The organism is Synechococcus sp. A10-1-5-9, assembly GCF_047716785.1.
Lineage (GTDB): Bacteria > Cyanobacteriota > Cyanobacteriia > PCC-6307 > Cyanobiaceae > Synechococcus_C.
In genome coordinates, this window is the sequence record NZ_CP180406.1 from 2,326,654 (window position 1) to 2,352,842 (window position 26,189).

Consider the following 26,189-nt stretch of genomic DNA (forward strand, 5'->3'; position numbering starts at 1 on the left):
CTCGATTTGACTTACCCAATCGCATCCTTCCATGACCTGGCTTCTGCTCGCTGAAGCAGGTGTTCCGGAGGGAGGTCTTTTTGACCTCGATGCCACCCTTCCGCTGATGGCGGTTCAGGTGGTTCTCCTCACCTTCCTGCTCAATTCCCTGTTCTTCCGGCCGGTCGGCAAGGTCGTGGAAGATCGAGAGGGTTACATCGCGACCAGTCGTGCTGACGCCAAGCAAAAGCTTGAGCAAATCAATCGACTGGAAGCCGATCTCCAAGATCAACTTCGTGGAGCCCGTCAGGCCGCTCAGGCCGCCATTGTCGAGGCTGAACAGGACGTTGATCGTCTCTACCGCGAGGCTCTTGCTGAAGCGGAGACCGAAGCCAATCGCACTCGCGAAAAAGCACGGCGTGAGATCGAGACCCAACGAGAATCCGCCCAGGCTCAGCTCATGAGTCAGGTGGATCAGCTCAGTGCCCAGATCATCAACAGACTTCTGGCCGCCTGACGATGACCATGTCTCTTCCACTTTTTGCCTCTGAAGGTGGGTTCGGACTGAACCTCAACCTTTTCGAGACCAACCTCATCAACCTCGTCATTGTGATCGGGGTTCTTTACTGGTTCCTGAAGGGCTTCTTAGGGGGCATCCTTGAGCGTCGCCGGCAAGCGATTCTGAAGGACCTTGAGGATTCCGAGGGCCGTCTACGCAAGGCCACCACTGATCTGGCTCGCGCCCAAGAGGACCTTGCTGCTGCTCAGCAGAAAGCAGAGAAAATCCGCTCCGACGGCAAAGCCAGGGCTGAAGCGATCCGTAAGGACGGTGAACTGCGCACGATCAATGCCATGGCTGCGGTCAAGCAGGATGCTCTGGCTGATCTGAATGCAGAAGGTGCTCGCCTCACCGAACAACTTCGCCGCGAAGCTGCGCTGGCCGCCATCGACAAGGCGATGACAGAACTTCCTGGACGTCTTGATGCAGCGGGTCAGTCCCGTTTAATCGATGCCTCCATCAGCAACTTGGAGGACGCCTAATGCCACTGCTGAATACTCTGGCGACTCCCTACGCCGAAGCTCTTCTGCAAGTCACTGACGCTCGCAGCGAATCCGAAGACGTCGCAGGTCAGTGCAAGGAACTCCTTTCGGTCTGGGATTCCAGCACCGCCTTGCGCGAAGCCATGACGTCACCGGTGCTTGAGCCTGCTGCCAAGAAAAAGGCCCTTGGAAAACTTTTGGCAGAGCAGATCAAGCCGTCACTCATGAACCTTCTCAAGGTTCTTGCTGATCGGCAGCGCTTGACGGCTCTCGATGCCGTGCTGCGCCGCTATTTGGAGCTGTATCGGGAATCCCGCAACATCTCCCTGGCTTATGTCCGCAGCGCTCAGGCCCTGTCTGACGAGCAGACCAAGGCCCTCACGGCAAAGGTTCAGTCCATGGTCGGAACCGGTTCCGTTGAGATTGACCTCACCATCGACTCCAGCCTGATCGGTGGCTTCGTGATCAATATCGGCTCTCAGGTCATCGACGCCAGCCTGTCTGGTCAGGTTCGTCGCCTTGGGCTTTCGCTCGCGAAGGCGAGCTGAGAACCTCCCTCTTCACCCCCACGCTCCTCCTCTCACGCCCCTTTCCAGGGTTTACCCGCCATGGTTTCCATCCGTCCCGACGAGATCAGCGCCATCCTCAAGCAGCAGATCGAGGACTACGACAAGTCCGTTTCGGTCAGCAATGTGGGTTCCGTCCTGCAGGTGGGCGACGGCATTGCCCGTGTCTACGGCCTTCAGCAAGTGATGGCTGGTGAACTCGTCGAGTTCGAAGACGGCACCGAGGGCATTGCTCTCAACCTCGAAGACGACAACGTCGGCGCTGTGCTGATGGGTGAGGGCCTGGGGATCCAGGAGGGGAGCACCGTTCGTGCCACAGGCAAAATCGCATCCGTGCCTGTCGGTGATGGTCTTCTCGGCCGTGTGGTGAATCCTTTAGGGGTTCCCCTCGATGGCAAGGGTGATCTGGGTACCTCTGAAAGCCGTCTGATCGAATCACCTGCTCCCGGCATCATTCAGAGGAAGTCGGTGCATGAACCGATGCAGACCGGTATCACCGCCATCGACGCGATGATTCCCATCGGTCGTGGTCAGCGTGAGCTGATCATTGGAGACCGTCAGACTGGCAAGACGGCCATTGCCATCGACACGATCCTCAATCAGAAGGATCAAGATGTGGTTTGTGTTTACGTGGCAATCGGTCAGAAAGCTGCATCTGTTGCTCAGGTGACTGAGGTGCTACGTGAGCGTGGTGCCCTTGACTACACCGTGATTGTGGCGGCAAACGCCTCAGACCCTGCGGCACTGCAATACCTGGCTCCTTACACCGGTGCATCGATTGCCGAGTACTTCATGTACAAGGGCAAAGCCACGTTGGTGATCTACGACGACCTCTCCAAGCAGGCGCAGGCTTATCGCCAGATGTCACTTCTGCTCCGTCGTCCGCCCGGTCGTGAGGCCTACCCCGGCGATGTGTTCTATTGCCACAGCCGTCTGCTTGAGCGTGCCGCCAAGCTGTCTGATGCCATGGGCAAAGGTTCGATGACAGCACTGCCCATCATCGAGACCCAGGCTGGTGATGTGTCGGCCTACATTCCAACCAACGTGATTTCAATCACCGATGGCCAGGTGTTCTTGAGTTCCGATCTGTTCAACTCTGGTCTGCGGCCTGCGATCAACGTGGGTATTTCCGTTAGCCGTGTTGGCGGTGCTGCGCAAACCAAGGCCATCAAGAAGATCGCTGGCACGCTGAAACTAGAACTGGCTCAGTTTGATGAACTGGCTGCCTTCTCTCAGTTTGCTTCCGATCTTGATGCGGCAACCCAGAAGCAGCTCGGTCGTGGAAAGCGTCTGCGTGAACTGCTCAAGCAGTCCCAGTTCAGTCCGCTGATTCTCGCTGAACAGGTCGCCATTGTTTACGCCGGTGTGAAGGGTTTGATCGACGACGTTCCTGTGGATCAGGTTGTTCAGTTCTCCCGCGAGCTCCGTGAATATCTCAAGAGCAACAAGCCTGAGTTCATCGAAAAAATCCAAACCGAGAAGGTACTCAGTCCTGAGGCGGAGACCATGCTCAAGGAGGCTGTTGCTGAAGTCACCTCCACCATGCTGGCGACGGCCAACTGAGGTCCTGAGACATGGCAAATCTCAAAGAGATCCGCGATCGGATCAAATCAGTCAAGAACACTCGCAAGATCACCGAGGCCATGCGTCTCGTGGCCGCAGCCAAGGTGCGTCGTGCCCAAGAACAGGTTCTTCGCAGCCGTCCTTTTGCGGACCGTCTGGCCAGGCTTCTGGAAAATCTTCAGGCGCGCATGCGTTTTGAGGATGCCGATGCTCCTCTGCTTGAGGAACGTGAGCTGGAAACCGTCACCCTTATGGCGGTGACCGGTGATCGTGGTCTGTGTGGTGGCTACAACGCCAACATCATCAAGCGCACCGAGCTACGTTTTGCTGAACTGCAAGGCAAGGGCTACAAGGTGAATCTTGTGTTGATCGGTCGAAAGGCCATCAGTTATTTCACCAATCGCAGTTATCCGATTCAGGCCACATTTACAGGACTTGAGCAGGTCCCTACGGCTGATGAAGCTGGATCTGTGGCGAACGAAGTGTTCGCGGAGTTTCTCTCCGAAACCACCGATAGGGTTGAAATTATTTTTACCAAGTTCATCAATCTGGTGAGCTGCAAGCCTGTCATACAGACCCTTCTTCCGCTTGATCCTCAGGGTATAGCTGACGTGGATGATGAGATCTTCCGCCTTACAACCAAAGAGGGCGATCTCAGGGTGGAAACAGGTTCGGCTCCTGCCAACACGCAACCGGAGATTTCTTCCGAGATTGTGTTTGAGCAGAGTCCCGATCAGCTGCTGAACGCTCTTCTGCCTCTTTATTTGCAGAATCAGGTGCTTCGTTCACTGCAGGAGGCAGCCGCTTCTGAGTTGGCGAGCCGAATGACGGCGATGAACAATGCCAGCGATAACGCCAAAGCGTTAGCTAAAACTCTGACCCTCGACTACAACAAAGCCCGTCAGGCAGCCATTACCCAGGAGATCCTGGAGGTTGCTGGCGGTGCAGCAGCAGTCGGTTGATAGAGCGTTGATTCATCGGAATCGATCAAGCCGGTCCAAGGACCGGCTTTTTTTTGGTTTCGAAGCATCCATCGGCTCCCCTGCATGACCGATGCTGAAGATCTGCTGCCGCTCATGTTGTGGAGCTACACGCCCTTTTCCCCACGGTGGTGGCCACCGATCGGATGGCGATGGACCCCTTGATGTTGGCGGGTCAGTTGCAGACACTTCTGAGCCTGCGGGGCGAGGCGTACAGCAATCCTGATGAAGGTTGTGCTTGGACCGGCGACTTATATGGCATCTGGCAGCTTCATGAGCATCACGACTTCCGGTTCCTGGCGGATGAAGTGATTACAAGGGTTTGGATCTACCTTGAACAAACAGGATTTGATCTGGACCAAATCGCTTTGCATCTCCAACGGTGTTGGCCTGTGCTCAGCGCGGCTGGGCAGGTGGTGGGTCGGCATCACCATCCCAATGCCCATGTGAGTGCCGTTGTTTATTTAAGTGGCGATGGCCAGGGACGCGAGGGAGCACTCTGTCTTCATGCAAGGCATCAACTCAATGAGTTGGTCCCAGGGCTTTCTGTGGGGCATGGAGGGCCGATTCGGGACCATCACCCTCACAATCAGCATCTCTGGACTTTCAACCCTGAACCCGGTCTTGTGGTGATTTTTCCTTCTCGGTTGGATCACAGCGTTGGCGAGAACATGGATGAGGAGTCGCTACGGGTGTCACTCAGTTTCGACTTCGTGCTCACGGCCCAGGCTTCGTCTGCGCCAGCGGAGTACCTGGCGCCCCATCCCCATCAGTGGCATCGCTGTGAGCGCCCGTTGTCCTGAGAGGATGCGGTCTTCCAGGACAATCTCGAACGGATGAGCGACTCCACGGCAGCGACCTTCGCCATCAGTGTTGAGCTGGATGGGCAGAGCCATCAGTTCCAATGCAGCGCTGATCAAACCGTGCTTTCAGCTGCTGAAGCAGCGGGAGTTGCAGTACCAAGCTCCTGTTGCGCCGGTGTGTGCACGACCTGTGCCGCTCGGATTCTCGATGGGACCGTGCATCAGCCCGATGCCATGGGCGTGAAAGAAGAGCTTCGCAAGGATGGTTTTGCACTGCTGTGTGTGAGTTATCCACGCTCCGATCTCAAAGTGATGGCCGGCCAAGAGGATGCCCTCTACGAAGCGCAGTTTGGTCAGTATCAGAAGTGAGGATTGAGTCGCTTCAGCTCCAGCTGCCACTTCCGGCCCACCAAACAGCCTGTGATTGGCGTCGACGGATCCTGGAACGCTTGCAAGTTCATGGCGAGCCGCTGCGCTGGGCGATCACGTCGGTGCTTGATTCACCTGAGGGTGGCTCTCAGGTGGTGATTGAAGCGGTGATGCTTCAGCACAGGGAGTGACCGGATGGCTGAAGTCTTCCCCACGCTCATGATCGTCCCCACGGGGATTGGATGCGAGATCGGAGGGTACGCCGGCGATGCGCTGCCAGCTGCACGGGTACTTGCGGCTGCCTGCGGCTGCCTGGTGACCCACCCCAATGTGATGAATGGGGCCGCCCTCTACTGGAGCGACGACCGCATTCTTTATGTGGAGGGGTGGGGGCTTGATCGTTTTGCCGCCGGGGAGCTGGCGCTTCGTGGAGGACGGCGGCAGCGTGTTGGCTTGCTGCTTGACGCTGCGATCGAACCGTCTCTGAGGGATCGCCACCTTCAGGTTGCCGATGCCTGTCGTGCAACACTCGGATTGGATGTCGGGCCCGTGATCACCACGGATGTCGCTCTTGGCGTCACGCTGCGGCAGGGGGAGAGTGGGGTGAGCTGGGGCTCGCTCGAGCGTCCGGATGCTCTGCTTCGCGCTGGGGAGAAGCTCCGTGACGTGGGTGCATCGGCGATCGCCGTTGTGGCTCGATTCCCGGATGATTCCGGTAGCGAGGCGTTGCAGGCCTATCGCCATGGAAGCGGTGTGGATGTCTTGGCTGGTGCGGAGGCGGTGATCAGCCATCTGCTCGTGCGCCATCTGCAGATCCCCTGTGCCCATGCACCGGCTCTGGCTCCCTTGCCCCTGGATCCTCAGCTGGATCCGCGAGCAGCAGCTGAAGAGCTGGCGCATACCTTTCTTCCCTGCGTTCTCGTCGGGCTCAGTCGCGCACCCGATCTGATTCAGCCGGCATCAGCAGAACCAGGAGATCTGCTGGCCTCCGGCCTCGGGGCCGTTGTTGTGCCGGAGGGTGCCTTGGGGGGGGAAGCCGTCCTGGCCTGTTTGGAGCGGAACGTCCCTGTGATCGCCGTGACAAACCCTTCTGTTCTTCAGGTGTCATCCCAATCCTTGGGGCTTGAGCGTGGGGTCGTTGCGGCTGCGACCTACGCCGAAGCCGCCGGGCTGGTGCTGGCGATGCGGGAGGGGGTGGCATTGCCATCGCTGCAGCGGCCTCTTCCTGCTCTGGATCGTTTGACCACCGTCTGAGACCGATCGCATGGCCAGAGGGTTTGCGGATGCCACTGCCGATCGCGCCGCTTGTCCTTGTGGTTCAGGTGCCAAGTTGGGTTCATGCTGCGGCCCTTTTCATCAGGGATTGATGAAGGCGCAAACGGCTGAACAACTGATGCGGTCGCGGTACAGCGCTTATGCGCTGGGTGAGATTGAGTATCTGATCGCCTCTCACCCTGAGCCAGACATATCGATTCAGAAAAGGCGTCGTGAGCTACGGATCAACAGCCGCCAGATCCGATGGATTGAACTCGAGATCCTGGCCGTGGAGTGCGGTGGCATCGAGGATTGCCAGGGCACTGTTCAGTTTGCGGCGCATTTCATCGCGGCTGGACAACGCAGGTGTCTTCAGGAAACCTCTTTGTTTCAGAGAAGGGATGGGCAGCTTAGTGGTGATTGGCTTTATATACGAGCCCTGTGATTGCTTCAGCGCAGGCATGCCATGGGGTGGCGCGGCGGAACTCCCAGGGCCTTCGCCACTCCTGGATGACACACAGCCCCTTTCACGGTGTTCAAGCCTGAAAGCAATTCAGGCCGCTCAGTGACGGCTTCCTCCAGTCCGCGGCCGGCGATGCCAAGGATGTACGGGAGCGTGACACTAACCAGGGCCTCCGTGGAGGTGAACGGCACAGCTCCAGGCATGTTGCCCACGGCGTAGTGCTGAATCCCATGGATGCAGACCGTGGGATCGGTGTGGGTGGTCTCCCGGCTCGTGGCGATGCAGCCGCCCTGGTCGATCGCCACATCCACGATGGCTGAACCTGGCCTCATCTGTTTCACCATCTCCTCGTCCACCAATGTCGGAGCCCGCCCTCCAGGTGTGAGCACGGCACCAATCAGTAGGTCGGCGGTGGGCACGAGTCGCTCCAGTAGCCCTCGGCTGCTGACCACGCTCATCAACCGTCCGCGCCGGTCGGCTTCCAGGCTGCGCAACCGCTCCGGTGACCGATCCAGCAGCATCACCTCGGCATCCATGGCTGCTGCAAGCCGAGCTGCATTCCAGCCGACGGTGCCGGCGCCGAGCACTACCACCCGTGCCGGTTGAACCCCCGTACAGCCACCGATCAGTACGCCACGACCGCCGTTTGGACGTTCCAGTAACCGTGCGCCCACCTGTGCTGCTAAGCGGCCGGCAATCTCGCTCATCGGTGCGAGCAGCGGCAGGCTGCCGTTTTCCAGTTGCACCGTTTCATAGGCCACACCCGTAGTGCCCGCCTCTAGTAGTGCCTGGCCCACCTGGGGATAGGCAGCGAGATGAAGGTAGGTAAAGAGCACCATGTCGTCGCGCAAAAGGCCGAATTCCTCCGGTTGCGGCTCTTTCACTTTCACCACCAGGTGAGCGGCCCAGGCGTCGTCCCTGTCGACCATGCGTGCACCTGCTGAGGCGAACGCGTCATCGCCGATGCCTGCACCGGCACCGGCACCGTGCTGGATGCGCACTTCCAGCCCTTGGGTCACCAACTCCCGCACCCCATCCGGTGTCAGGGCGACCCTCTGTTCATCAGCTTTGATCTCAGTAGGCACCCCGATGCTGGCCATCGGGGCCGTCAGAACGGAATGAGCCATGGAAGGCACAGTTGTGCTCTCAATCTGGCTCAGATGGCTGCAATCGGCAGCCGCCAGCCACTGCCGAAGGCTTGATTGCTCACTTTCAGCAGCGGAGGCGCCTGTCGCCGCTTGAATTCAGCCCGACGGAACAAACGTTCAATTCTGGTTACGTCATCAGGGTCATGCCCAGCGTTAATCAGCTGGACACCACTCATACGGTGTTCGATCAGATCCACCAGCAATGGATCCAGCACTCCGTAATCGGGCAGTGCGTCACTGTCTTTCTGGTCTGGCCGCAGCTCGGCGCTCGGCGGTTTTTCAAGAATGGCCCGGTCGATCAATGGGCCATCGAAGGACAGCCCAAGTTCGGATCGACAAGCCCCAGCATCTGGGCTATCTAGCCAGTGGCAGAGGGCGAACACGGTTGATTTGTAGAGATCACCGATCACCGCCAAACCGCCGTTCATGTCGCCGTAGAGGGTGCAGTAGCCCACGGCCAGTTCAGATTTGTTGCCCGTGGAGAGCAGCAGGTGCCCCTGCTGATTGGCCATGGCCATCAGCAGGGTTCCGCGGATGCGTGATTGCAGATTTTCGGCTGTGATCCCTGATGGCTCGGCGTCGAGGGCTGGTGTGAGCGTGGCTTCAAAGCCGTCCATCAGGGTCTGAATCGGCACGATCCTTGAGGAGATTCCCAGGCGTGTTGCCAGGGCTAGTGCATCCTCGATCGAGCCTGAGGAGCTCCAAGGGGAAGGCATCAGGAGGGTATGAACCTGTTCAGGGCCCAGGGCGGCGGCGGCGATCACCGCCACCAAGGCCGAATCAATGCCGCCACTGAGTCCGAGAAGCGCCTTTTTGAATCCGCATTTGGTTGCATAGTCCTCGACTCCAGTCACCAGTGCTCGGAACAGCGCTTCCAGGCCAGCGTCTTGGTCTTGCCCGTGTTGATGGGGATGGAGGTTCTGCTCGCTTGGGCTTGCTGGTAATTGCGCAGTCCACACCGCTGTGCTGACGCAGAAGTCGGGCAGCTGCAGCTGTGGGGTGCTCTCCCCTGGAGCCATCACGAAGCTGGCGCCATCGAAGATGAGTTCGTCGTTCCCCCCGACCTGATTCACGTACACCACAGGACATTGCAGGCGGCCAGCGGCTCGGGAAGCAAGCTTCCGGCGTAGGGTCGCTTTGCCTCGGCTGAATGGGGATGCCGAGCAGTTGATCAGTGCATCAATCCGTTCGTGCATCAGGGCAGCGATGGGATCTGGGCCCACCAGGCGACGCTTCTGGAGTTCCTGATCCACCCAGAGGTCTTCACAAATGGTGAGGCCCAGGCGCCAGTCGTGGTTGTTGACGCGCAGGCTGATGGTGGATGGACTGCAGCTGGCGCGGAAGTAGCGGGTTTCGTCAAAGACGTCGTAGCTGGGCAGGAGCTGCTTGCGGGCGACCACGTTCCAGCCGCTCGCCTGCACCAGCGCCATCGCGTTGTAGAGCCGGGGGTGTTGCTGGTCAGAGGCAACCTCGGCCATGCCAACGAGAAGGGCCGCGTCTTGTTGTTCGGCATCCAACCGCTGTTGCAGTCGGTCTAAGGCTTGCTGTTGCTGCTCCAGGTGAGCGTTGCTGAACAGGAGATCCCGCGGTGGGTAGCCCCAGAGGGACAGCTCCGGCGTCACCAGCAGGTCTGCCGAGGTCTTGCCGTCCTCTTTGGTGGCGTCCAAGGCGGAGTGGATGCGATCGGCATTCCCAAGAAGGTCTCCCACCACTGGATTGATCTGGGCCAGGGCGATACGCATCAGCACTCAGGCGGAGGAGGAGTGGAAGCCGTAAAGATTGTGCTCCAGCAGCAAAGGCCAGAGCGTCTCGGGGATCTGGTTATCTCCTTTGGCCTGGCGAACAGCGGAGCTTGCGGTTGCTGGGATGTCGAGGGACAGAATCCTTGGGCGGGCACCGAGGCGTTCGAGCGGTTGCAAGTCGCCATCCGTCAAGGACCAGCCTTTGCGCGGAACAATCCCGAGTTCGCAGAGACCGAGCCACTGTTCGCTGTGTTTCCAGCGAGGGATTTGAGTGGCCAGATCGCTTCCCACAACAAAACAGAGAGGGGATTGAGGCCAGCGCTGTCGCGCTCGCTCCAGGGTGGTGATGGCATAGGGGCTGCTGAGATCCTGGCCCAGTTCCAGGCGAGGGTCGCCGATGGTCTGAACGACACGATTCAGCAGGTCGCTGCGCTGCTTGAGCTCGGCACCATGGCGTTTGGATGGGTTGTCACTGGCCCAAGTCACCACTTTCGGGAACTCCCTTAAAAGACCCTCCAGGAGGGCCTGATGTCCAATGGTGGGTGGATCTGCACTGGTTCCCAGAAGTGCAATCGAGTCTCTGCTCATGGCAGCAGCGTTTTCAGGGCCGGACGCTTCGTGGCATCCGGCCAGCGATGCATCAATCCGACCAGACCACGGTCCGTGCGGGACAGACGGCGCATCAGGCTGATCGGAATTGGCTGATTGCGGCGTCCACGACCGCGTTCCTCCAGCAGCCATCGGGCTGTCAGTCGGCCGGTGCGGCGGGTGGTGTGAACCGCCAGAGCCGCTTGGGCCACCGCCACCGGGGCCGCAGGGGCCAAGGTGAGTCCGGCGCTGAAGGGTGCTGCCAGAAGTAGCAGTTGGCGTATCACTCCCAGACTCATCTGCAGCCCCAGCTGTGTCCCCCCGATCAGTGCATTCTGACCACCGAGCTGACGGAGCAGTCGGCGGGCTGCTGGGCCTCCTAGGGGCAGGTCATACAGCGAACAGAGCTGGCTCACCAAGGCGGCATCACAGGCCATGCCTCCCGCAAGATCCAGCAGCATTAAAGGGTTGGCTGCCAACGCCGCCGCCTTGAGGGCGGCGTAGCGACCAATCAGGCCCTGTGCTTCCCGACGGCGTCGCAGCAGGCGTCCGGTTTCGAGCTGCTCCTGAATGCGCGTTGCCTGCCTCAGGCCGTTCAAGAGCAGCAGGCTCTCGCCGTGCTCTGTCAGCAGCGATGTCAGGTGAGCCTCAAGGCGCGCTATGTCGGCTGGTTGCTGCTGGCTTCGGATGCGTCCGTCGCTGAGCTGTACAGCCTGCCGCGGCGCTGCCGCCGCGACGACTGGTCCCGGGAGCCCGTTCGGCAGACGGCGTTTGATGCTGGCGAGCAGAGGGGCTAGCTCTTCCGCTGGCCAGCAATCGCTGCGATTCAAAACGGTGATCACCGGTTTCCCCTTGTTCTGCAGAACGGTGAGAGCATCAAGCTCAACCTGGGTGATGTCCCCATCCAGAACCAGCAACACCAAGTCGGCGTTCAAGGCCACGCGGCCTGCTAGGCGAGCCCTCGCTGGGCCGTTGACCTCATCGATCCCCGGTGTGTCAACCAGGTCGACGGCCTGCAGGCCTGGGACTGGTGTCGGCCAGGGAGTGCTCTGCTGTTGTCTTGTGCAGCCATGGGCTACATCGGTGGCCATCAGCGACTGGCCCACAAGGGCATTGACCAGGCTGGACTTGCCGACGCCGACTCTGCCGAACACGGCGATGCGAATCCGGCTCTCCTCCAGGCGCTGCAATTGGTGATCCAGCGTTTTGAGGGCACCGCTCAGCAGACCCTGCTCAAGGGCGGTCAGGTTGAGCTGGTCTTTCCACAACCGCAACACCTGCGCCTTGGATGCCATCGCAGTGGAGGTGGTCATGGGGTTCCGCCACCTCCGCCCTTGCGCCACCAGCCAGCCAGGACGGCCAGGACGGCATCGGGGCCGATCACACCGACGAAGCCACCAAATTCATCCACGACGACGCGCACGCCGGCATTGTCACGTCGAAACGCGGTTAACAGTCGGTCAGCGCGGATCATTTCCGGAACGAATTCGGCGGGTTCGCTCAGATCCAAAGGGGTGAGCTGACCGCGGTTCTGAACCAGCGCACTCAGGAGGCTGTCCCGGTTGGCCACCCCCAGCACCTTGTCCACCGCGTCGCCGAGCACGACCCACCACTGAGCTTCATTCTCGATCAGGGCGTCCCGCAGTTCATCCAGGCGGGTGGCGCCATCAAGGGTGGGCGCTGCCACACGCGGGATCATCAGATCGCGGGCGGTGAGATCGTTGAGCTGGAACACCTTGGCGATCATGGCGGCCTCATCCGCTTCGATCTGACCTTTTTGGGAACCGAGTCTGGCGAGAAGTCGGATCTCTTCCTCATCGGTGCTGATCTCGCTCTCCTCCGTGATGGCCGGCAGCAGTCGCTCGAGCAGCAGAACCAGGGGGCGCATCATCACTCCCAGCCAGTGCAGCACCGGGGCACTGGCCAGAGCCACCGGCAGAGCTAGGCGACTGCCGATCGCTTTGGGAAGGATCTCTCCAAGCAGGATCACCAGGACGGTGAGGCTGATGGAAAACAGCGGCAGCGCCACGCTGCTGCTGTCCATGCGTTTAAACAGCCAGGCGGCATAGCCACCAAGCATCAGGCTGCCAAAGATGTTGAAGCCGTTGTTGGCAATCACCAGCACAGACAGGGTGCGTCCGAGGCGTTGTCGCAGCTGTGCAAGCCTGCGGGCACCAGCAACCGGACGCGGACGTGCGGCGAGCTCATGGACGCGGATGGGATTGACCGTGAGCAGCGCTGCTTCAACGCCCGAGCAGAGGGCTGATCCAGCCAGCACCACCACCACCAGGATCAGCAGGATCAGCAGGTCGGAGGTCATGGGGGTGCGCTTTGCCTGCCATCCTGACCGTTACCCGGCGACATGTCTCTTCCGTGGCTGATTGCACCTCCCTCATTGATGTCGCTTGTCATGCGGATCGTCGTCAGCGATTCATGCACGATTTGGGCAGTGCTGCTGCGGTGATCCCCGCAGCCTCTTTGGTCACTCATCATGCCGATACGGAATGGCCGTTCCGTCAGGACAGTGACTTCTGGTATCTCACCGGGTTTGACGAGCCCGATGCCGTCGCCTTGTTGCTTCCTCATCGCCCGGAGGGAGAACGTTTTGTGCTGTTCGTGAACCCCCGTGAACCGGCCGCTGAGGTTTGGACTGGACGTCGCTGGGGGTGTGAGGGGGCTGTTGAGTGTTTCGGTGCCGATATCGCCCACCCCCGCTCTGAGCTGGAGCAACGACTGCCGGATTATCTGCAAGGCGCTGAGGGAATCGCCTTCCGTGTTGGCCGCCATCCTTCCGTGGAGCCTCTCGTGGTCGCCGCCTGGGCGGGGCAGCTTGATCGAGCATCGCGGATCGGCAGCGCGGCTCTGGCCCTGGTGGCTCCCTGTCCACTGCTGCATCGCATGCGTCTCCGCAAGGAGCCGGCAGAGCTGGAGCGTCTGCGCGAGGCCGGACGGATTTCGGCAGCCGCTCATGAACTGGCTCGCTCTGTTGTGAGACCCGGAATGAGGGAACGTCAGGTTCAGGCTTTGATCGAGGAGCATTTCCTTAATCAAGGCGCCCGTGGTGCCGCCTATGGATCGATCGTGGCCGGTGGTGATAACGCCTGCGTGCTCCATTACGTCGAGAACAATGCCGTGCTGCAGGACGGCGATCTGTTGCTCATTGATGCCGGTTGTTCGCTGCCCGACTACTACAACGGAGACATCACGCGAACGTTCCCGGTCAACGGTCGCTTCAGCGGCGAGCAGCGTGAGCTCTACAGCCTTGTGCTCGAAGCGCAGCAGTCTGCGGTTGAGAGTGTCCGGCCAGGGCAGACCGCTGAGGGTGTGCATGACACGGCATTGCGAGTTCTGGTGGAGGGATTGGTAGGCCTCGGTCTCTTGCAGGGGGATGTGGATGGACTGATCGAACAAGGCGCCTATCGCCATCTCTACATGCACCGCACTGGCCATTGGCTTGGACTGGATGTCCACGATGTCGGTGCCTATCGATTAGGCGAGCATCACGTGGAATTGGAACCTGGCATGGTGCTCACCGTGGAGCCTGGGCTCTATGTGAGCGATCGTTTACCTGTTCCTGTAGGGCAACCCAGCATCGAGGAGCGTTGGAAGGGCATCGGCATCCGCATCGAGGACGATGTGGCCGTGAGGAACTCAGATGAGGTGCCCGAAGGCCATGAAGTGCTCAGTGCTGCAGCCCTCAAGTCGGTTGAGGCCATGGAGCGCTGAACTCAACCCAGATCCAGCATCAGTCAGAACAGGAACACCACAAGAAGCATCAACCCTTCGCTCCTAAGCACCTTCGGATGGGGGCGAAGCAGAAACACGGTGAGGCTGATTGCGGCCAGAACCGATCCGAAGAGGGTGTTTAGAGCTCCTTGAGCGCTTCCTCCAGCACTTCCGTCTGATTGGCCACTTGCTGGGAGAGAAGAATCACAACGGCTCCCAAGATCAGTAGTCCAGCAATGATCAGTCCTGGGTCGCTGGCCAGCAGCCACTCCAGAACTCTGCTGAAACTGAGCAGGGCAAGGACACTGCACCAAGGCCGAGGGTCGATAGCTCTTTGCTGATCTCCATGAACGGGGAGGACAGGGCCGATCGGCTGTTTATGGACGCCTTGAGGGGCTCACAATCCACGCGTTGGCAATCCCTTCAGTGCTGTGCCGTGGATCGCAGCCAATCAGTGACGGCCATGGTGCTGGTCAGGATGTGGTCAGCGCCGGCATCCTTCAACCTCTGCTCGTAGGCACTGCGCTCAGCAGGTTGATGGTGCAGGTGAGGAGGCGCGACAGCCAGGCTGATCCAGGTTCGTCCCGGCCACTCAGCTTTGGCTCGGATGACGGTTTGAATGTCGGCCACGGTGTCCCCTAGATAGGCCACGGTTGTTGCTCCGCTGCCAGTGAGTAGGTCGTGACTGAGCTGCAGCAGTCCGGTGGGATCTGGTTTGTCGGGGGCATCTCCCATGGCGATCAGAGGAGGTGCTTCAAGACCCAGGCGCTGCTCGAGCACAAAGCGGGCGGAGGGAGGTTCCGCACCGCTCACGAACCCCCAAGACCAACCGAGCGTGTGAATGCTCTGAAACAAGGACGCATCCACAAGAAGAGGCTCATCGCCGATGTACCCGCTCCAGGTTTCGGGTGAGGCTTCCGGATCGCCGCCGAAATAAAAACCGCTGAACACATCGATCAGGGACTGGCGTTCCGGCAATGGCGAGCCGTGCCGTTTCAGCAATTCAATGCTGGCATCCCAATCGTTGTTCCATTGTCCTTCTCCCTTGAGAGCGTCAATTTCAGAGGGGAGCGGCCGCCAACCGCTGTAGTGCTCAACTGTTGCTTGCAGAGCACGGCGGTAGCTTCCGGCGACATCCCGAATCACGCCGTCAATATCGAACAGCAGGAGCTGGCGAGGAGCAGTGGGGAGGCTCAGGTTGGGACGAATGAAGGCGGCTGTTAGGTTAGTTGTTTGTCCTTAATCCTTGAGCGCTGACACCATGACGGTTTCCGAAGGCGCTGCTGCCGACCAGGAGGTCGCGACCGCAGCTCCAGCAGTCGAATCGGCTCCTGAAACTGCGGCGGCCGAGCAGGCTCAGGAGGCTACGGAAGGCCGTCCGGTGATGCGGGGCGGAAGCGCTGCGCTGGCCTCCGCCACCATCGACGCCGACGGTGTGCCTTCTGGCTACACACCGAAGGCGGATGAAGGACGCTTCCTTCTGAAGATTCTCTGGCTCCCTGACAACGTGGCTTTGGCTGTCGATCAGATCGTGGGTGGCGGTCCGAGCCCTCTGACGTCTTATTTTTTCTGGCCTCGTGAAGATGCCTGGGAGACGCTGAAGGGTGAGTTGGAGGCGAAGTCCTGGATCACCGACAACGAGCGCGTTGAAGTGCTCAACAAAGCCACTGAGGTGATCAATTATTGGCAAGAGGAAGGCAAAGGTAAGAGCCTTGAAGATGCCAAGCTCAAGTTCCCCGATGTCACCTTCTGCGGTACCGCGTGAATCAGCGGTCCAATGATGTGTTTCAAACGACCTGCCAAGGCAGGTCGTTTTTTGATTCGTAGTTCAAACACAAAAAAGCCGGGGTTTTTGGACCCCGGCTTGTCAAGAATTTTATGGAATGAGGATCATGAATCCTGGTTTTTTGCTGCCTGCACGCGGGCGCGAGCACGATCGAGGGTTTGCTGCGCTTTCACTTTGTCGGCTGAAGCGGGCTGCCCTTCCATTTTGGAAACTTCGTTCCTTGCCGCCTGCAGGTCTGATTCTGCACTGGATGCGTCAATGGTACTGCCGAGCTCAGCGGAATTCACCAGAACGGTGACATCATCGGCGTCCACTTCAGCGAAGCCACCCATGAGGGCGATGGACTTCCAGCCACCTTCGGCACGAACACGCAAGACACCTACGTCCATCGCTGCAAGTAGGGACACGTGGCCGGGGAGAATTCCAAGCTGACCGGTGGTGCTTGGCAGAATCACCTCATCAGCTGAACCGTCGAACACACTCTGGTCGGGTGCCAGCACGCGGAGGGTGAGGGACATGGAAAAGGAGAACTTGGGGGCGGGGCGTTAGATCTGGATCAAGGGTTCGGGGACCTTTAGCGAGTGCTGGTCCCCGAATTCCTCACTTGGCTTCAGCCGCGATCTTCTCGGCCTTTGCTTTGACCTGGTCGATGTTGCCGACGAGGTAGAAGGCCTGTTCAGGGAGGTGGTCGAGATCACCAGCCAGGATCTGGTTGAAACCGGAAATGGTTTCTTCCAGTTTCACGTAGACACCAGGCATGCCGGTGAAGATCTCAGCCACGAAGAAAGGCTGTGAAAGGAATTTCTCAATCTTGCGGGCACGATCCACAATGCGACGGTCGTCTTCTGAGAGCTCATCGAGACCCAGAATGGCGATGATGTCTTGAAGCTCCTTGTAACGCTGCAGGGTGGACTGCACGGCGCGAGCTGTCTTGTAGTGGTCTTCGCCCACAACGGCGGGCTGAAGCATAGTGCTTGTGGAATCGAGAGGATCCACAGCGGGATAGATGCCCTTGGAGGCCAGGCCGCGACTCAACACCGTGGTGGCGTCGAGGTGAGCAAACGTGGTGGCAGGTGCTGGGTCGGTCAGGTCGTCAGCGGGCACATAAACCGCTTGAATCGACGTGATGGAGCCTTCGAGGGTGGACGTGATGCGCTCTTGAAGTTCACCCACATCGGTGCCGAGGGTGGGCTGGTAACCCACAGCTGACGGCATGCGGCCAAGCAGCGCGGATACTTCAGAGCCGGCCTGGACAAAGCGGAAGATGTTGTCCACGAACAGCAGCACGTCCTGCTTGTTTACGTCGCGGAAATGCTCAGCCATGGTCAGAGCAGAGAGACCCACGCGCATGCGTGCACCGGGGGGCTCGTTCATCTGGCCGTAGCAGAGAGCCACTTTCGACTTGGACAGGTCCTCGGCATTAATCACGCCGGAGTCCTTGAATTCCTCATAGAGGTCGTTGCCTTCACGGGTGCGCTCACCCACACCGCCAAAAACAGAAACACCACCGTGCTCTTTGGCGATGTTGTTGATGAGCTCCTGAATCAGAACGGTCTTACCCACGCCAGCACCACCGAAGAGGCCGACTTTTCCACCCTGGCGATAGGGAGCCAGGAGGTCGATCACCTTGATGCCGGTTTCGAAAACCTTGGGCTTAGTTTCCAGCTCGGTGAGCTTGGGGGCTGAACGGTGGATCGGTGCTGTCGCAGAGGCGTTCACAGGGCCCTGTTCGTCAACAGGCTCGCCCAAGACATTGAAGATGCGTCCGAGGGTGGCTTCACCCACTGGAACGCTGATCGGTGCGCCTGTATCAAGGGCTTCCATGCCACGGACCAGGCCGTCGGTGCCGCTCATCGCCACAGCACGAACACGGTGATCACCCAGCAACTGCTGCACTTCTGCGGTGAGGGCTACTGGTTGACCTGCTGTATTGGTTCCTTCAATGCGGAGCGCGTTGAGAATCTTGGGCAGCTTGCCGGCAGGAAATTCCACGTCCAGAACCGGGCCAATGACTTGGCGAACAACGCCATTGGTACCTGCGGAGGCGGGAGCAGCAGCGGCCATAGGAAAGGAGGTGTGTGAGGGACGCGACGTGCGCACCCTTCTCGAGCGGCGCAACGATACCACCGCAATGAGCGGGATCGAAGGGTTCGGTCACCCGCACACTCAATTCGTGGTCTGAGGGAGACAAGCGCGCATAGGTTGGCAGTCGGTGACCTTGAGTGCCAGCTCGGGTCGCTTTCGCGCTTCGGCGCCCTGTCCCTGCTCCCGCAAGTCCCCCATGGCAGCTGTTTCTCTCAGCGTCTCCACCGTCAAGCCTCTCGGCGATCGTGTGTTCGTCAAGGTCTCCGAATCAGAGGAGAAGACCGCTGGTGGCATCCTTCTCCCTGACACCGCCAAGGAAAAGCCCCAAGTGGGTGAGGTGGTTCAGGTTGGCCCCGGCAAACCCAACGATGACGGCTCCCGTCAAGCTCCTGAAGTCGGCGTCGGCGACAAAGTTCTCTACAGCAAGTACGCCGGAACCGACATCAAACTCGGTAGTGACGAGTATGTGCTCCTGTCCGAGAAGGACATCCTGGCTGTCGTCAACTGAGACAGCGCCGAATGGAATCGCCTTCAGCCCTTGAAGCTGCGATCCAGACAAGCTGATCATCATTCCAACTCTTTAAACATCGCCTCCCATGGCTAAGCGCATCATCTACAACGAGAACGCACGCCGCGCTCTCGAGAAAGGCATCGACATCCTGGCTGAATCCGTTGCCGTCACCCTCGGCCCTAAAGGTCGCAACGTGGTGTTGGAAAAGAAGTTCGGCGCCCCTCAGATCATCAATGACGGTGTCACCATCGCCAAAGAGATCGAGCTCGAGGATCACATCGAGAACACAGGTGTTGCTTTGATCCGTCAGGCCGCCTCCAAAACGAACGACGCTGCCGGTGACGGCACCACTACCGCCACTGTCCTGGCCCACGCCATGGTGAAGGCCGGTTTGCGCAATGTGGCTGCTGGAGCTAATGCCATCACGCTGAAGAAAGGCATCGATAAGGCCTCCGATTTCCTCGTGGCCGAGATCAAAAACAAGGCCAACCCGATCAGCGACAGCAACGCCATCGCTCAGGTGGGCACCATCTCCGCTGGTAACGATGAGGAAGTGGGTCGGATGATCGCCGACGCCATGGACAAGGTCGGTAAGGAAGGCGTGATCTCCCTGGAGGAGGGCAAGTCGATGACCACCGAACTGGAGGTCACCGAGGGCATGCGTTTCGACAAGGGCTATATCTCTCCCTACTTCGCCACCGACACCGAGCGCATGGAAGCGGTGCTGGATGAGCCTTACATCCTGCTCACCGATAAGAAGATCGGCCTGGTGCAGGATCTTGTTCCGGTGCTGGAACAGATTGCCCGCACTGGCAAGCCTCTGCTGATCATTGCTGAGGACATCGAGAAGGAAGCTCTGGCCACCCTGGTGGTGAACCGTCTTCGTGGTGTGCTGAACGTTGCTGCCGTGAAGGCTCCTGGCTTCGGTGACCGCCGTAAGGCCATGCTCGAAGACATGGCTGTGTTGACCAACGGTCAGCTGATTACTGAGGACGCCGGCCTCAAGCTCGAGAACGCCAAGATCGAGATGCTGGGCACTGCCCGCCGCGTGACGATCAACAAGGACACCACCACGATCGTTGCTGAGGGCAATGAAGTGGCCGTGAAGGCCCGCTGCGAGCAGATCAAGAAGCAGATGGACGAAACCGAGTCCACCTACGACAAGGAGAAGCTGCAGGAGCGTCTGGCCAAGCTGGCTGGCGGTGTCGCCGTGGTGAAGGTGGGTGCAGCCACCGAAACTGAGATGAAGGACAAGAAGCTTCGTCTCGAGGACGCCATCAATGCCACCAAGGCTGCGGTTGAGGAGGGCATCGTTCCTGGTGGCGGTACCACCCTGGCTCATCTGGCTCCCGCCCTTGAGCAGTGGGCCTCGTCCACGCTCAGCGGTGAAGAACTGATCGGTGCCAACATCGTGGCTGCGGCTCTGACCGCCCCACTGATGCGCATCGCTGAGAATGCCGGTGTCAACGGTGCTGTCGTTGCCGAGAACGTGAAGGCCAAGTCCTTCAACGAGGGCTACAACGCTGCCAATGGCGAGTATGTCGACATGCTTGCTGCAGGCATCGTTGATCCTGCCAAAGTGACACGTTCCGGTCTGCAGAACGCGGCATCAATCGCTGGAATGGTGCTCACTACCGAATGCATCGTGGCGGATCTTCCCGAGAAGAAGGAAGCAGCACCTGCCGGCGGCGGCATGGGTGGTGGCGACTTCGACTACTGATCAGCACGAATCAGTTCATCAAGCGCGATCGGTTCTGTTCAACCTCAAGACCCCTGCTTCAGCGGGGGTCTTTTTGTGTGTAGCTGCGAGCTTTGTTACCAGAGAGTTGTTGGCTTGTGATGAACCTCCGTCGTTGATTGCGCGAATTCACAGAGTTCTTCTTCCGAAAAATGGCAATGCCCTCAACTCTTTTGTGCGTGGAGAGGACTGGCACAACCTAGTGATTCTTTATAACGGGGGAGACATCGCGATCGGAATCATTCTCGATGTCTTGCTCAACTCCCTGATTGTTGGTTGGGCACTGTTCATCATTATCAAAGTGAACAACCCGACACAGCGCACCATTGAGAGTGGAGTGAACATGATCAGAGAGTCGGTGAACCCGATGCAGGTCATCGACGGGGATTGATCATTTCAACCAGCCAGCGCTGAGGATGATGGCCAACGTGAGAAAGACTGCCAGCGTGGTCCAAGTGATGCGGTTGAGCGTTGCCTCTGCGCTGCTTGAGCTCGTGAATGTGGAGCTGCCACTGGCCGCCAGACCTCCCATGCCATCACCCTTGGGGCTGTGAAGTAGAACAAAAAGAATGAGCAGCAGCCCGCTGCTGATCCAGATCCAGGAAAGAACGGTTGTAATCATGGTTTGATCCTATGGCTGCTCGGGTCAGACGGGTTGGGGCAATCTTGCCGTTGATGGAGCTGCCGTATCAATGGCTTCGATCAAGCTGTGACCTGTCATGGCATCCGGTTTTTCGAGGCCTAGAAGCTGAAGCAATGTTGGGGCTATGTCTGCCAGGCCCCCTTCGTTACGTAAACGCAGGGAATTGCCCATGCCGACCATCTTGCGCTTCTCACCTTCAACGAGAATGACTGGGACAGGGTTTGTTGTGTGTGCTGTCCAGGCTTGTCCGTCATCACCGCGCATGCATTCAGCATTGCCATGATCGGCGGTGATCATTAACGTGCCACCCGCACGACCCACCGCATCAAGCAGGCGACCAATGCAGTGGTCCACGGTCTCGATCGCCTTGGTGGCAGCCTCCATTACTCCTGTGTGTCCCACCATGTCGGGATTGGCGTAGTTGATGACCACCAGGGAATAGACACCCGTTTCGATCGCGGCAATGCAACTGTCTGTGAGTGTTTCCGCTGCCATGGCTGGAGCCTGGTCGTAGGTGGCGACACGCGGAGATGGAACCAGATGGCGGTCTTCTCCTTCGAGGGGCTGCTCGATGCCGCCATTCATGAAATAAGTCACATGGGGATATTTCTCGGTCTCTGCCGTGCGGTATTGCTTGAGCCCGTCGGCAGCAACCACCTGGCCGAGAAGGTCGTCGAGGGATTCTGGAGGGAAGGCGACCTTCACAGGTAGCCCGCTTTCGTACTGGGTAAAGGTGACGACATCTAGCTTTGGATGGTGTGGACGAGAAAAGCCCTCAAAGTCTTCAAGGGTGAGGCTCTGAATGATCTGACGGGCGCGGTCGGGCCGGAAATTGAACATCAGTAGCGAATCCCCCTCCTGGACATGGCAAGCGCTTAGTCGCGTCGGCTCGAGGAACTCATCGGTGGTTCCAGCGGCGTAACTTGCCTCGAGCACAGCGGTGGGGGATTCCGTGCTGACAGGAAATTCTGGGTCGGTCAGAAGGCTATGGGCGCGTGAGGTTCTCTCCCAGCGTTGGTCGCGGTCCATGGCCCAGTAACGACCACAAAGACTGACAATCTCACCGATTCCGCTTGCCTGCATGGCTTCTTCAATCGCGTGGATATAACGCGGTGCGCTCTGTCTAGGAGTGTCTCGTCCATCCGTGATTGCATGAATAGCCACGGTCTGAATACCTTCTGCTGCAGCCCAGCGCAGAAGGCCGCAGAGGTGATCAACGTGGCTGTGGACGCCACCATCGGAACAGAGCCCGAACAAGTGAAGGGTTCGACCGGACTCACGCAAGCGCTCAGCCAGAGATCTGAGTGCTGGCACTGCTGGAAGTTGATTGGTGCGAACCGTATCTCCGATGCGCACGAGTTCCTGACGGATGATTCGCCCTGCACCGATGGTCAAGTGGCCGACCTCGGAATTTCCCATCTGCCCGTCAGGCAGTCCCACGTGGGAGCCGCTGGCCTGGATCAACGTGTTCGGGTATGCATGCTTCAGTGCATCCATCACAGGAGTTTCTGCGGATCGGATGGCGTTGAAGTCGCTGCCGTCACAATCTCCCCAACCATCCAGGATCGCCAGGACCACAGGGGCAACAGACAGCCTCTGTTTGTGATGTCCAGCCAGGCGATCAACAGCGTTCACTCAGCGATACTCCCTTCTTAAGAACATCTCTAGAATCACAAGGTACCTCTAGATCCTCCCCGAGGTGAACCGTACCCAGCGGAAAGGTCAGCTTTCTCGGACTCTGCGCTGTGAAAACTGCATAAAATCGACTCTCTTAGAGGGGCTTAAGCCATGGGGTTGGGCACTCAGGGCGAACGAATCGAGATTCTCTCTTCCGATGAACTGAGGAGAACGTTGATGCGCCTCGCCTCTCAAGTGCTTGAGAGCGTTGGAGGGCTTGATGATCTTGTCCTTCTTGGGATCCCCACTCGTGGAGTGCAGCTGGCCTCGGTTTTAGCGCGTTCGCTGGAAGAGCAGGTCGGCCGCCCAGTGGCAAGGGGAACCCTGGATCCCACTTTTCACAGGGACGATCTGGAGCGGGTCGCTATGCGACCAATGACAGGCACAGACCTTCCCGTGAGTGTTGAGGGGCGTGAGGTGGTGCTCGTTGATGACGTGATTTTTACCGGTCGCACGGTGAGGGCTGCCCTTGAAGCCATTCAGGCCTGGGGACGGCCCCGCAGAGTTCTGCTGTTGGTGCTGGTGGATCGCGGGCATCGAGAACTGCCCATCCAGCCTGATTTCTGCGGGCGAATGGTTCCAACGCGTCGCAGTGAAACGATCGAACTGCGTCTGCTCGACGTGGATGGTGAAGAGGGGGTTTTCCTGCGCAGAACTCAGGACGCAACCTGAAGTTCGTCACTGCGGAAATGGGCCTTGTAGCGACCGAAGGCCACGATTACAGGAAGGGTCGGGCTGATCGGGCGCCCTTTCCATTCCGTCAGCACGGTCACCACCTCTCCCTCACTGCCCTGGAGATCGAAGGATGTGCCCCGATGTTCCGGATGGTTGTAGACCACCACTGATGAGGCGACGACGACCTTGTCACCAGGCTGCATGAAGTCACGAATCCAATGGGGCGAATTGTCTCACGGCCCCTTCGCTTTGCAGAGGCTTTCAGGCCCTTCCTCCACGAGGACACCGCCTAGATCTGAACACCCTGCAACGAAAGCGCTCCAGGGATCCATGCCCTCGCTAATGCGTTGTTCAACGGCATCGTTCAAACGCTCCGTGTCCACGGTGTGATCTGGCAGATCACCATGACTGGTATGACTTTGCTGATCGCGAAGATCTTTGATAGCAGTCTCTATCTGACGTCGGAGCGGCAGGGCATGACGCTGCCACCAGGGATGGTCCAGTTGATTCAGCGCACTCAAGGCTTCCCACCATTGCCGCCGCCGCACACGTTCCTGCAGTCGCTCGTGATCTATGCGATTGCGATTCCAGGTCTCTTTCAAGCTGTCGCTGAGTTGGGCTCCAGTCCGTTGCCCCCTGGCCTCCAAAATTGACAGGGTGGCTAGAGCCTTGTTGAGGTCTCCGGCACGGAACTGGGACAAAGCCTTGTCACGCACCTCACGGCGCCAATCCTGAAGCTGCTTGCGATCGGCAGCTTGCTGGGCCTTGGTGCCGACTGTTGAATTCACAAGTTGCGCTTGAAGTTCCAGTGCCTTGCTTGTGTCTCCGGCGTTCCACATGATCTGTGCCTGGCGCCGTCTGCAGACAGCCTGTTCCAATGGGGCCTCATTCCCTAACCAGCGCAACGCAGCCAATTGCTCTCCGTAGCGCAGGCAGGCTTCCAGGTCGCCAGCTTTGGCAGCGTCCCTGAGACGTTGGGGAAGTTGTCGCTCCCACCAATACGCGGTGCCACAGAGAATGGCCACACAACCCAGCGTGGCGATCAGCCAGAAGCGGGGGAGGGGGCGTCTGAGCGCCAAGGAACACTCATTGTTGAATCAACCCATCTTGTCGCATTGGCGCAGAAGTCCAAGGTTGATCGAGTTCAGATGGGAGCCAGTGCCTCGATCTTCGCCCTTTTCGTATCACCGAATGGTTCCAAGGTTGATCGAATTCAGATGGGAGCCAGTGCGTAAATCTTCACCCTCCATGATCAGATCTGCATGCTCATCGATGCGAAAGCGCAGTTTCAGGCAATCCTCTCCAGGCTGAGCCGGAGGGTTGAGCATGAGCTTGTAGTGAGGTGAAGGGCATGCCCTGACCTCTGCTGCTCCAGGGTTGCGTTCGACAACCTGGGGAAGTCCATCGATCAGTCTCACTTCATGGCGCGTGTCCAGCTGAGGCTCTCCGAGCACGAACTCGATGGTGGTTTGATCGACAGCACTGGCACTCAACACCAGCTCAAAGGGTTGGCTGGATGGCCAGGGCTGGCCTGCCATAAAGAGCGGATGCCAGTGATGTCGGTTGCTGCGCCGGTCCCAGCAGCGCAATGAGATGCCCCTTTGCAGAAGATCGAGGATCTGCACGCCTGGTGTGAGGCTTAGGGCTCCGCTGGCAACGGCTTCCATCGGAGGAGGCGTGCGAAGTGGGATTGGGCTCATAACGGCGGTGAGCCATGTCCTTAGCTGAGGAAGATGTGCACCTCCACCCACCACCACAACAGCGTGAAGGTCGCTGCGGCGACAGCCGTGAACCTCGGCAGCGCGCAGAGTCCGTTGAAGAAGATCCTCCAGGAGTTCAAACAGTCCGCGTTCCTTCAACAGTTCACTAAACCGCCTGCGGTTCATCCGCAGGGGCGTGGGGGTCGCCAGCTCTGGACTGCTGGCTAGTTCCGTCAGCTCTTCGTCGTCGTTGATCTCGGTGCTTGAAAGCCGGCATTTGAGCCGTTCTGCCGCATCGAGAAGCGCAGTTAAACCATTCCCACTGGATGGGAGGCCTTGCGGCTGGAGCGCGTCAAGGATCCATCGGTCGAGATCTCTCCCTCCCAGATTGATACCAGCTTTGCCGAGAACACGTGCCTGGCGGAGGGTCTGGCGGCTTTCTCTGAGGTTTCGGCTCCGGAATCGCAGAAGCTGCGCCAGGGGGGCGGCGCGACCTTCGCCTCCTTCCAGAGCCACCAGCGACAGATCGAGCGTGCCACCACCAAGGTCAACAACGAGCATTTTCGCTCCAGCGGGTAACCCAGCACCGAGGGCTGCCGCCGTCGGTTCATCCACCAGTGCGATTTCAGGAATCCGCAGCGGAGCACAGGCATCCAACAGCCACTGCCGGTAAGGCGCGTCGGTCTCGACCGGTGCGGTGAGCACGAGGCGCTCGATGGTCAGATCCTGGGGAATGCGCTTGCAGATTTCTTGAAGCAGGCGAGCCCCCGCCTGATCAGGACTAAGCCGCTGGCGCCATTCCGGCGGAGCCGGTTGGCCAATCAAGCGCTTGAAGTCCCGGTGAAGCTGGGGGGCATCGCGGTGGCCGAGACCACTTTCAATCACTTGGCGCCCCACGAGAGCACCGGTGGATTCGCGATCTTCAAGCCAGAGCATGGAGGGGACTGCCCCTGATTCGCGGCTGATCGGCGCGAGGTCGAGCAGTTGGATGTGAGGGCTATCGCAGGCTTGAAATGCCACCACGGTGGTGGTGTTCCCCAGATCGATCGCCAGGGTTCCGCGTTGGGAAAGATAAAGGTTTTGTTCGCCAGCGAGGGGTTTCGCCATCCCCATGGGCAGGTTGGAAGAACGACGAGGCTACGGAGATTAGTA

The 26,189-nt window shown here is 59.1% G+C and carries 29 protein-coding genes; 16 read left to right on the plus strand and 13 right to left on the minus strand.

Translation table 11 applies throughout. The features are described from left to right. Positions 1–31: 31 nt before the first annotated feature. The 10 genes from ACLM45_RS12230 to ACLM45_RS12275 all read left to right on the plus strand — a co-directional run bounded on the left by ACLM45_RS12230 (position 32) and on the right by ACLM45_RS12275 (position 7,000). A complete protein-coding gene (locus ACLM45_RS12230) occupies positions 32–496 on the plus strand; it encodes a F0F1 ATP synthase subunit B' (RefSeq protein ID WP_006043302.1) in 465 nt (154 codons plus the stop codon). A gap of 2 nt (positions 497–498) precedes the next feature. Further along, a complete protein-coding gene (locus ACLM45_RS12235; protein WP_038004701.1) occupies positions 499–1,020 on the plus strand; it encodes a F0F1 ATP synthase subunit B in 522 nt (173 codons plus the stop codon). Then, positions 1,020–1,568, plus strand: a complete 549-nt coding sequence (gene atpH, locus ACLM45_RS12240; RefSeq protein ID WP_415409539.1) for an ATP synthase F1 subunit delta — start codon at positions 1,020–1,022, stop codon at positions 1,566–1,568. The genes ACLM45_RS12235 and atpH overlap by 1 nt, the downstream gene beginning before the upstream one ends. A gap of 60 nt (positions 1,569–1,628) precedes the next feature. Beyond that, the gene (atpA, locus tag ACLM45_RS12245) at positions 1,629–3,149 is read left to right on the plus strand and encodes a F0F1 ATP synthase subunit alpha (RefSeq protein ID WP_415409540.1); all 1,521 of its coding nucleotides are present in this window, start codon (positions 1,629–1,631) and stop codon (positions 3,147–3,149) included. Between the two features lie 11 nt (positions 3,150–3,160). Beyond that, a complete protein-coding gene (locus tag ACLM45_RS12250) occupies positions 3,161–4,111 on the plus strand; it encodes a F0F1 ATP synthase subunit gamma (protein WP_415409541.1) in 951 nt (316 codons plus the stop codon). Between the two features lie 119 nt (positions 4,112–4,230). Then, on the plus strand, positions 4,231–4,932 hold the full coding sequence (locus ACLM45_RS12255; protein ID WP_415409542.1) for a TIGR02466 family protein: 702 nt from the start codon (positions 4,231–4,233) through the stop codon (positions 4,930–4,932). Positions 4,933–4,965: 33 nt separating this feature from the next. Beyond that, on the plus strand, positions 4,966–5,301 hold the full coding sequence (locus tag ACLM45_RS12260) for a 2Fe-2S iron-sulfur cluster-binding protein (RefSeq protein ID WP_006043308.1): 336 nt from the start codon (positions 4,966–4,968) through the stop codon (positions 5,299–5,301). Further along, positions 5,298–5,492 carry a hypothetical protein gene (locus ACLM45_RS12265; RefSeq protein ID WP_415409543.1) on the plus strand — a complete coding sequence of 65 codons (195 nt, stop codon included), beginning with the start codon at positions 5,298–5,300 and terminating at the stop codon, positions 5,490–5,492. The genes ACLM45_RS12260 and ACLM45_RS12265 overlap by 4 nt, the downstream gene beginning before the upstream one ends. Before the next feature lie 4 nt (positions 5,493–5,496). After that, positions 5,497–6,555, plus strand: coding sequence for a DUF3326 domain-containing protein (locus ACLM45_RS12270; protein ID WP_415409544.1), 1,059 nt, complete (start codon positions 5,497–5,499; stop codon positions 6,553–6,555). A 10-nt stretch (positions 6,556–6,565) separates the two neighbouring features. Further along, positions 6,566–7,000 carry a YchJ family protein gene (locus tag ACLM45_RS12275; protein ID WP_415409545.1) on the plus strand — a complete coding sequence of 145 codons (435 nt, stop codon included), beginning with the start codon at positions 6,566–6,568 and terminating at the stop codon, positions 6,998–7,000. Positions 7,001–7,005: 5 nt separating this feature from the next. Here the strand turns inward: ACLM45_RS12275 and ald are convergent, their stop codons facing one another. Genes ald through ACLM45_RS12300 form a run of 5 tightly spaced genes read right to left on the minus strand, consistent with a single transcriptional unit; the run spans position 7,006 to position 12,816 of the window. Beyond that, a complete protein-coding gene (gene ald, locus ACLM45_RS12280; protein WP_006043312.1) occupies positions 7,006–8,145 on the minus strand; it encodes an alanine dehydrogenase in 1,140 nt (379 codons plus the stop codon). Positions 8,146–8,174: 29 nt separating this feature from the next. Continuing rightward, on the minus strand, positions 8,175–9,908 hold the full coding sequence (locus tag ACLM45_RS12285) for an NAD+ synthase (protein WP_415409546.1): 1,734 nt from the start codon (positions 9,906–9,908) through the stop codon (positions 8,175–8,177). A 6-nt stretch (positions 9,909–9,914) separates the two neighbouring features. Then, positions 9,915–10,496, minus strand: coding sequence for a nicotinate-nucleotide adenylyltransferase (locus ACLM45_RS12290; protein WP_415409547.1), 582 nt, complete (start codon positions 10,494–10,496; stop codon positions 9,915–9,917). Beyond that, entirely contained in the window at positions 10,493–11,809 is a 1,317-nt protein-coding gene (locus ACLM45_RS12295) for a GTP-binding protein (RefSeq protein WP_415409548.1), read from the minus strand. The genes ACLM45_RS12290 and ACLM45_RS12295 overlap by 4 nt, the downstream gene beginning before the upstream one ends. After that, positions 11,806–12,816, minus strand: a complete 1,011-nt coding sequence (locus ACLM45_RS12300) for a CNNM domain-containing protein (protein WP_415409549.1) — start codon at positions 12,814–12,816, stop codon at positions 11,806–11,808. The genes ACLM45_RS12295 and ACLM45_RS12300 overlap by 4 nt, the downstream gene beginning before the upstream one ends. Before the next feature lie 53 nt (positions 12,817–12,869). Here ACLM45_RS12300 and ACLM45_RS12305 point away from each other — a divergent pair, with 53 nt between their 5' ends. After that, complete coding sequence (locus ACLM45_RS12305) at positions 12,870–14,222, plus strand: aminopeptidase P N-terminal domain-containing protein (RefSeq protein ID WP_415409550.1); 1,353 nt, start codon at positions 12,870–12,872, stop codon at positions 14,220–14,222. A gap of 423 nt (positions 14,223–14,645) precedes the next feature. Here ACLM45_RS12305 and ACLM45_RS12310 read toward each other — a convergent pair whose 3' ends face one another. Continuing rightward, complete coding sequence (locus ACLM45_RS12310; RefSeq protein ID WP_415411431.1) at positions 14,646–15,419, minus strand: TIGR01548 family HAD-type hydrolase; 774 nt, start codon at positions 15,417–15,419, stop codon at positions 14,646–14,648. A 64-nt stretch (positions 15,420–15,483) separates the two neighbouring features. On the opposite strand from ACLM45_RS12310, the gene ACLM45_RS12315 reads away from it, so the two are divergent. Continuing rightward, the gene (locus ACLM45_RS12315; RefSeq protein WP_006043320.1) at positions 15,484–15,987 is read left to right on the plus strand and encodes a 30S ribosomal protein PSRP-3; all 504 of its coding nucleotides are present in this window, start codon (positions 15,484–15,486) and stop codon (positions 15,985–15,987) included. 125 nt (positions 15,988–16,112) lie between these two features. On the opposite strand, the gene atpC is transcribed toward ACLM45_RS12315, so the two are convergent. Next, entirely contained in the window at positions 16,113–16,526 is a 414-nt protein-coding gene (gene atpC / locus ACLM45_RS12320) for an ATP synthase F1 subunit epsilon (protein WP_415409551.1), read from the minus strand. An 82-nt stretch (positions 16,527–16,608) separates the two neighbouring features. After that, complete coding sequence (gene atpD, locus ACLM45_RS12325; protein WP_006043322.1) at positions 16,609–18,072, minus strand: F0F1 ATP synthase subunit beta; 1,464 nt, start codon at positions 18,070–18,072, stop codon at positions 16,609–16,611. A gap of 217 nt (positions 18,073–18,289) precedes the next feature. On the opposite strand from atpD, the gene groES reads away from it, so the two are divergent. The 3 genes from groES to ACLM45_RS12340 all read left to right on the plus strand — a co-directional run bounded on the left by groES (position 18,290) and on the right by ACLM45_RS12340 (position 20,733). Beyond that, positions 18,290–18,601 (plus strand): co-chaperone GroES, encoded by a 312-nt coding sequence (gene groES, locus ACLM45_RS12330; RefSeq protein ID WP_006043324.1) that lies wholly within the window; start codon positions 18,290–18,292, stop codon positions 18,599–18,601. A gap of 88 nt (positions 18,602–18,689) precedes the next feature. Continuing rightward, entirely contained in the window at positions 18,690–20,324 is a 1,635-nt protein-coding gene (gene groL / locus ACLM45_RS12335; protein WP_006043325.1) for a chaperonin GroEL, read from the plus strand. Between the two features lie 133 nt (positions 20,325–20,457). Continuing rightward, positions 20,458–20,733 (plus strand): hypothetical protein, encoded by a 276-nt coding sequence (locus ACLM45_RS12340; RefSeq protein WP_415409552.1) that lies wholly within the window; start codon positions 20,458–20,460, stop codon positions 20,731–20,733. On the opposite strand, the gene secG is transcribed toward ACLM45_RS12340, so the two are convergent. Together secG and gpmI are read right to left on the minus strand one after the other, a co-directional pair. Then, on the minus strand, positions 20,734–20,964 hold the full coding sequence (gene secG, locus ACLM45_RS12345) for a preprotein translocase subunit SecG (RefSeq protein WP_006043327.1): 231 nt from the start codon (positions 20,962–20,964) through the stop codon (positions 20,734–20,736). It lies immediately after the preceding gene. 24 nt (positions 20,965–20,988) lie between these two features. After that, a complete protein-coding gene (gene gpmI / locus ACLM45_RS12350) occupies positions 20,989–22,620 on the minus strand; it encodes a 2,3-bisphosphoglycerate-independent phosphoglycerate mutase (RefSeq protein ID WP_415409553.1) in 1,632 nt (543 codons plus the stop codon). Between the two features lie 153 nt (positions 22,621–22,773). Between gpmI and pyrR the strand changes: the two genes are divergently transcribed. Further along, entirely contained in the window at positions 22,774–23,334 is a 561-nt protein-coding gene (gene pyrR / locus ACLM45_RS12355; protein ID WP_415409554.1) for a bifunctional pyr operon transcriptional regulator/uracil phosphoribosyltransferase PyrR, read from the plus strand. On the opposite strand, the gene ACLM45_RS12360 is transcribed toward pyrR, so the two are convergent. The 3 genes from ACLM45_RS12360 to ACLM45_RS12370 all read right to left on the minus strand — a co-directional run bounded on the left by ACLM45_RS12360 (position 23,319) and on the right by ACLM45_RS12370 (position 26,150). After that, positions 23,319–23,540 (minus strand): ferredoxin-thioredoxin reductase variable chain, encoded by a 222-nt coding sequence (locus tag ACLM45_RS12360; RefSeq protein ID WP_006043330.1) that lies wholly within the window; start codon positions 23,538–23,540, stop codon positions 23,319–23,321. The two genes, pyrR and ACLM45_RS12360, sit on opposite strands and share 16 nt — an antisense overlap. Before the next feature lie 30 nt (positions 23,541–23,570). Beyond that, on the minus strand, positions 23,571–24,416 hold the full coding sequence (locus tag ACLM45_RS12365) for a hypothetical protein (RefSeq protein WP_415409555.1): 846 nt from the start codon (positions 24,414–24,416) through the stop codon (positions 23,571–23,573). A gap of 105 nt (positions 24,417–24,521) precedes the next feature. Next, entirely contained in the window at positions 24,522–26,150 is a 1,629-nt protein-coding gene (locus tag ACLM45_RS12370) for an Hsp70 family protein (protein ID WP_415409556.1), read from the minus strand. Positions 26,151–26,189: the final 39 nt, after the last annotated feature.

Bases quoted from the DNA above. Each gene is read 5' to 3' on its own strand.
- ACLM45_RS12230 (WP_006043302.1), top strand. From the start codon at position 32: ATGACCTGGCTTCTGCTCGCTGAAGCAGGTGTTCCGGAGGGAGGTCTT.
- ACLM45_RS12235 (WP_038004701.1), top strand. From the start codon at position 499: ATGACCATGTCTCTTCCACTTTTTGCCTCTGAAGGTGGGTTCGGACTG.
- atpH (WP_415409539.1), top strand. From the start codon at position 1,020: ATGCCACTGCTGAATACTCTGGCGACTCCCTACGCCGAAGCTCTTCTG.
- atpA (WP_415409540.1), top strand. From the start codon at position 1,629: ATGGTTTCCATCCGTCCCGACGAGATCAGCGCCATCCTCAAGCAGCAG.
- ACLM45_RS12250 (WP_415409541.1), top strand. From the start codon at position 3,161: ATGGCAAATCTCAAAGAGATCCGCGATCGGATCAAATCAGTCAAGAAC.
- ACLM45_RS12260 (WP_006043308.1), top strand. From the start codon at position 4,966: ATGAGCGACTCCACGGCAGCGACCTTCGCCATCAGTGTTGAGCTGGAT.
- ACLM45_RS12270 (WP_415409544.1), top strand. From the start codon at position 5,497: ATGGCTGAAGTCTTCCCCACGCTCATGATCGTCCCCACGGGGATTGGA.
- ACLM45_RS12275 (WP_415409545.1), top strand. From the start codon at position 6,566: ATGGCCAGAGGGTTTGCGGATGCCACTGCCGATCGCGCCGCTTGTCCT.
- ald (WP_006043312.1), bottom strand. From the start codon at position 8,145: ATGGCTCATTCCGTTCTGACGGCCCCGATGGCCAGCATCGGGGTGCCT.
- ACLM45_RS12285 (WP_415409546.1), bottom strand. From the start codon at position 9,908: ATGCGTATCGCCCTGGCCCAGATCAATCCAGTGGTGGGAGACCTTCTT.
- ACLM45_RS12290 (WP_415409547.1), bottom strand. From the start codon at position 10,496: ATGAGCAGAGACTCGATTGCACTTCTGGGAACCAGTGCAGATCCACCC.
- ACLM45_RS12295 (WP_415409548.1), bottom strand. From the start codon at position 11,809: ATGACCACCTCCACTGCGATGGCATCCAAGGCGCAGGTGTTGCGGTTG.
- ACLM45_RS12300 (WP_415409549.1), bottom strand. From the start codon at position 12,816: ATGACCTCCGACCTGCTGATCCTGCTGATCCTGGTGGTGGTGGTGCTG.
- ACLM45_RS12315 (WP_006043320.1), top strand. From the start codon at position 15,484: ATGACGGTTTCCGAAGGCGCTGCTGCCGACCAGGAGGTCGCGACCGCA.
- atpC (WP_415409551.1), bottom strand. From the start codon at position 16,526: ATGTCCCTCACCCTCCGCGTGCTGGCACCCGACCAGAGTGTGTTCGAC.
- atpD (WP_006043322.1), bottom strand. From the start codon at position 18,072: ATGGCCGCTGCTGCTCCCGCCTCCGCAGGTACCAATGGCGTTGTTCGC.
- groES (WP_006043324.1), top strand. From the start codon at position 18,290: ATGGCAGCTGTTTCTCTCAGCGTCTCCACCGTCAAGCCTCTCGGCGAT.
- groL (WP_006043325.1), top strand. From the start codon at position 18,690: ATGGCTAAGCGCATCATCTACAACGAGAACGCACGCCGCGCTCTCGAG.
- secG (WP_006043327.1), bottom strand. From the start codon at position 20,964: ATGATTACAACCGTTCTTTCCTGGATCTGGATCAGCAGCGGGCTGCTG.
- pyrR (WP_415409554.1), top strand. From the start codon at position 22,774: ATGGGGTTGGGCACTCAGGGCGAACGAATCGAGATTCTCTCTTCCGAT.
- ACLM45_RS12360 (WP_006043330.1), bottom strand. From the start codon at position 23,540: ATGCAGCCTGGTGACAAGGTCGTCGTCGCCTCATCAGTGGTGGTCTAC.
- ACLM45_RS12370 (WP_415409556.1), bottom strand. From the start codon at position 26,150: ATGGGGATGGCGAAACCCCTCGCTGGCGAACAAAACCTTTATCTTTCC.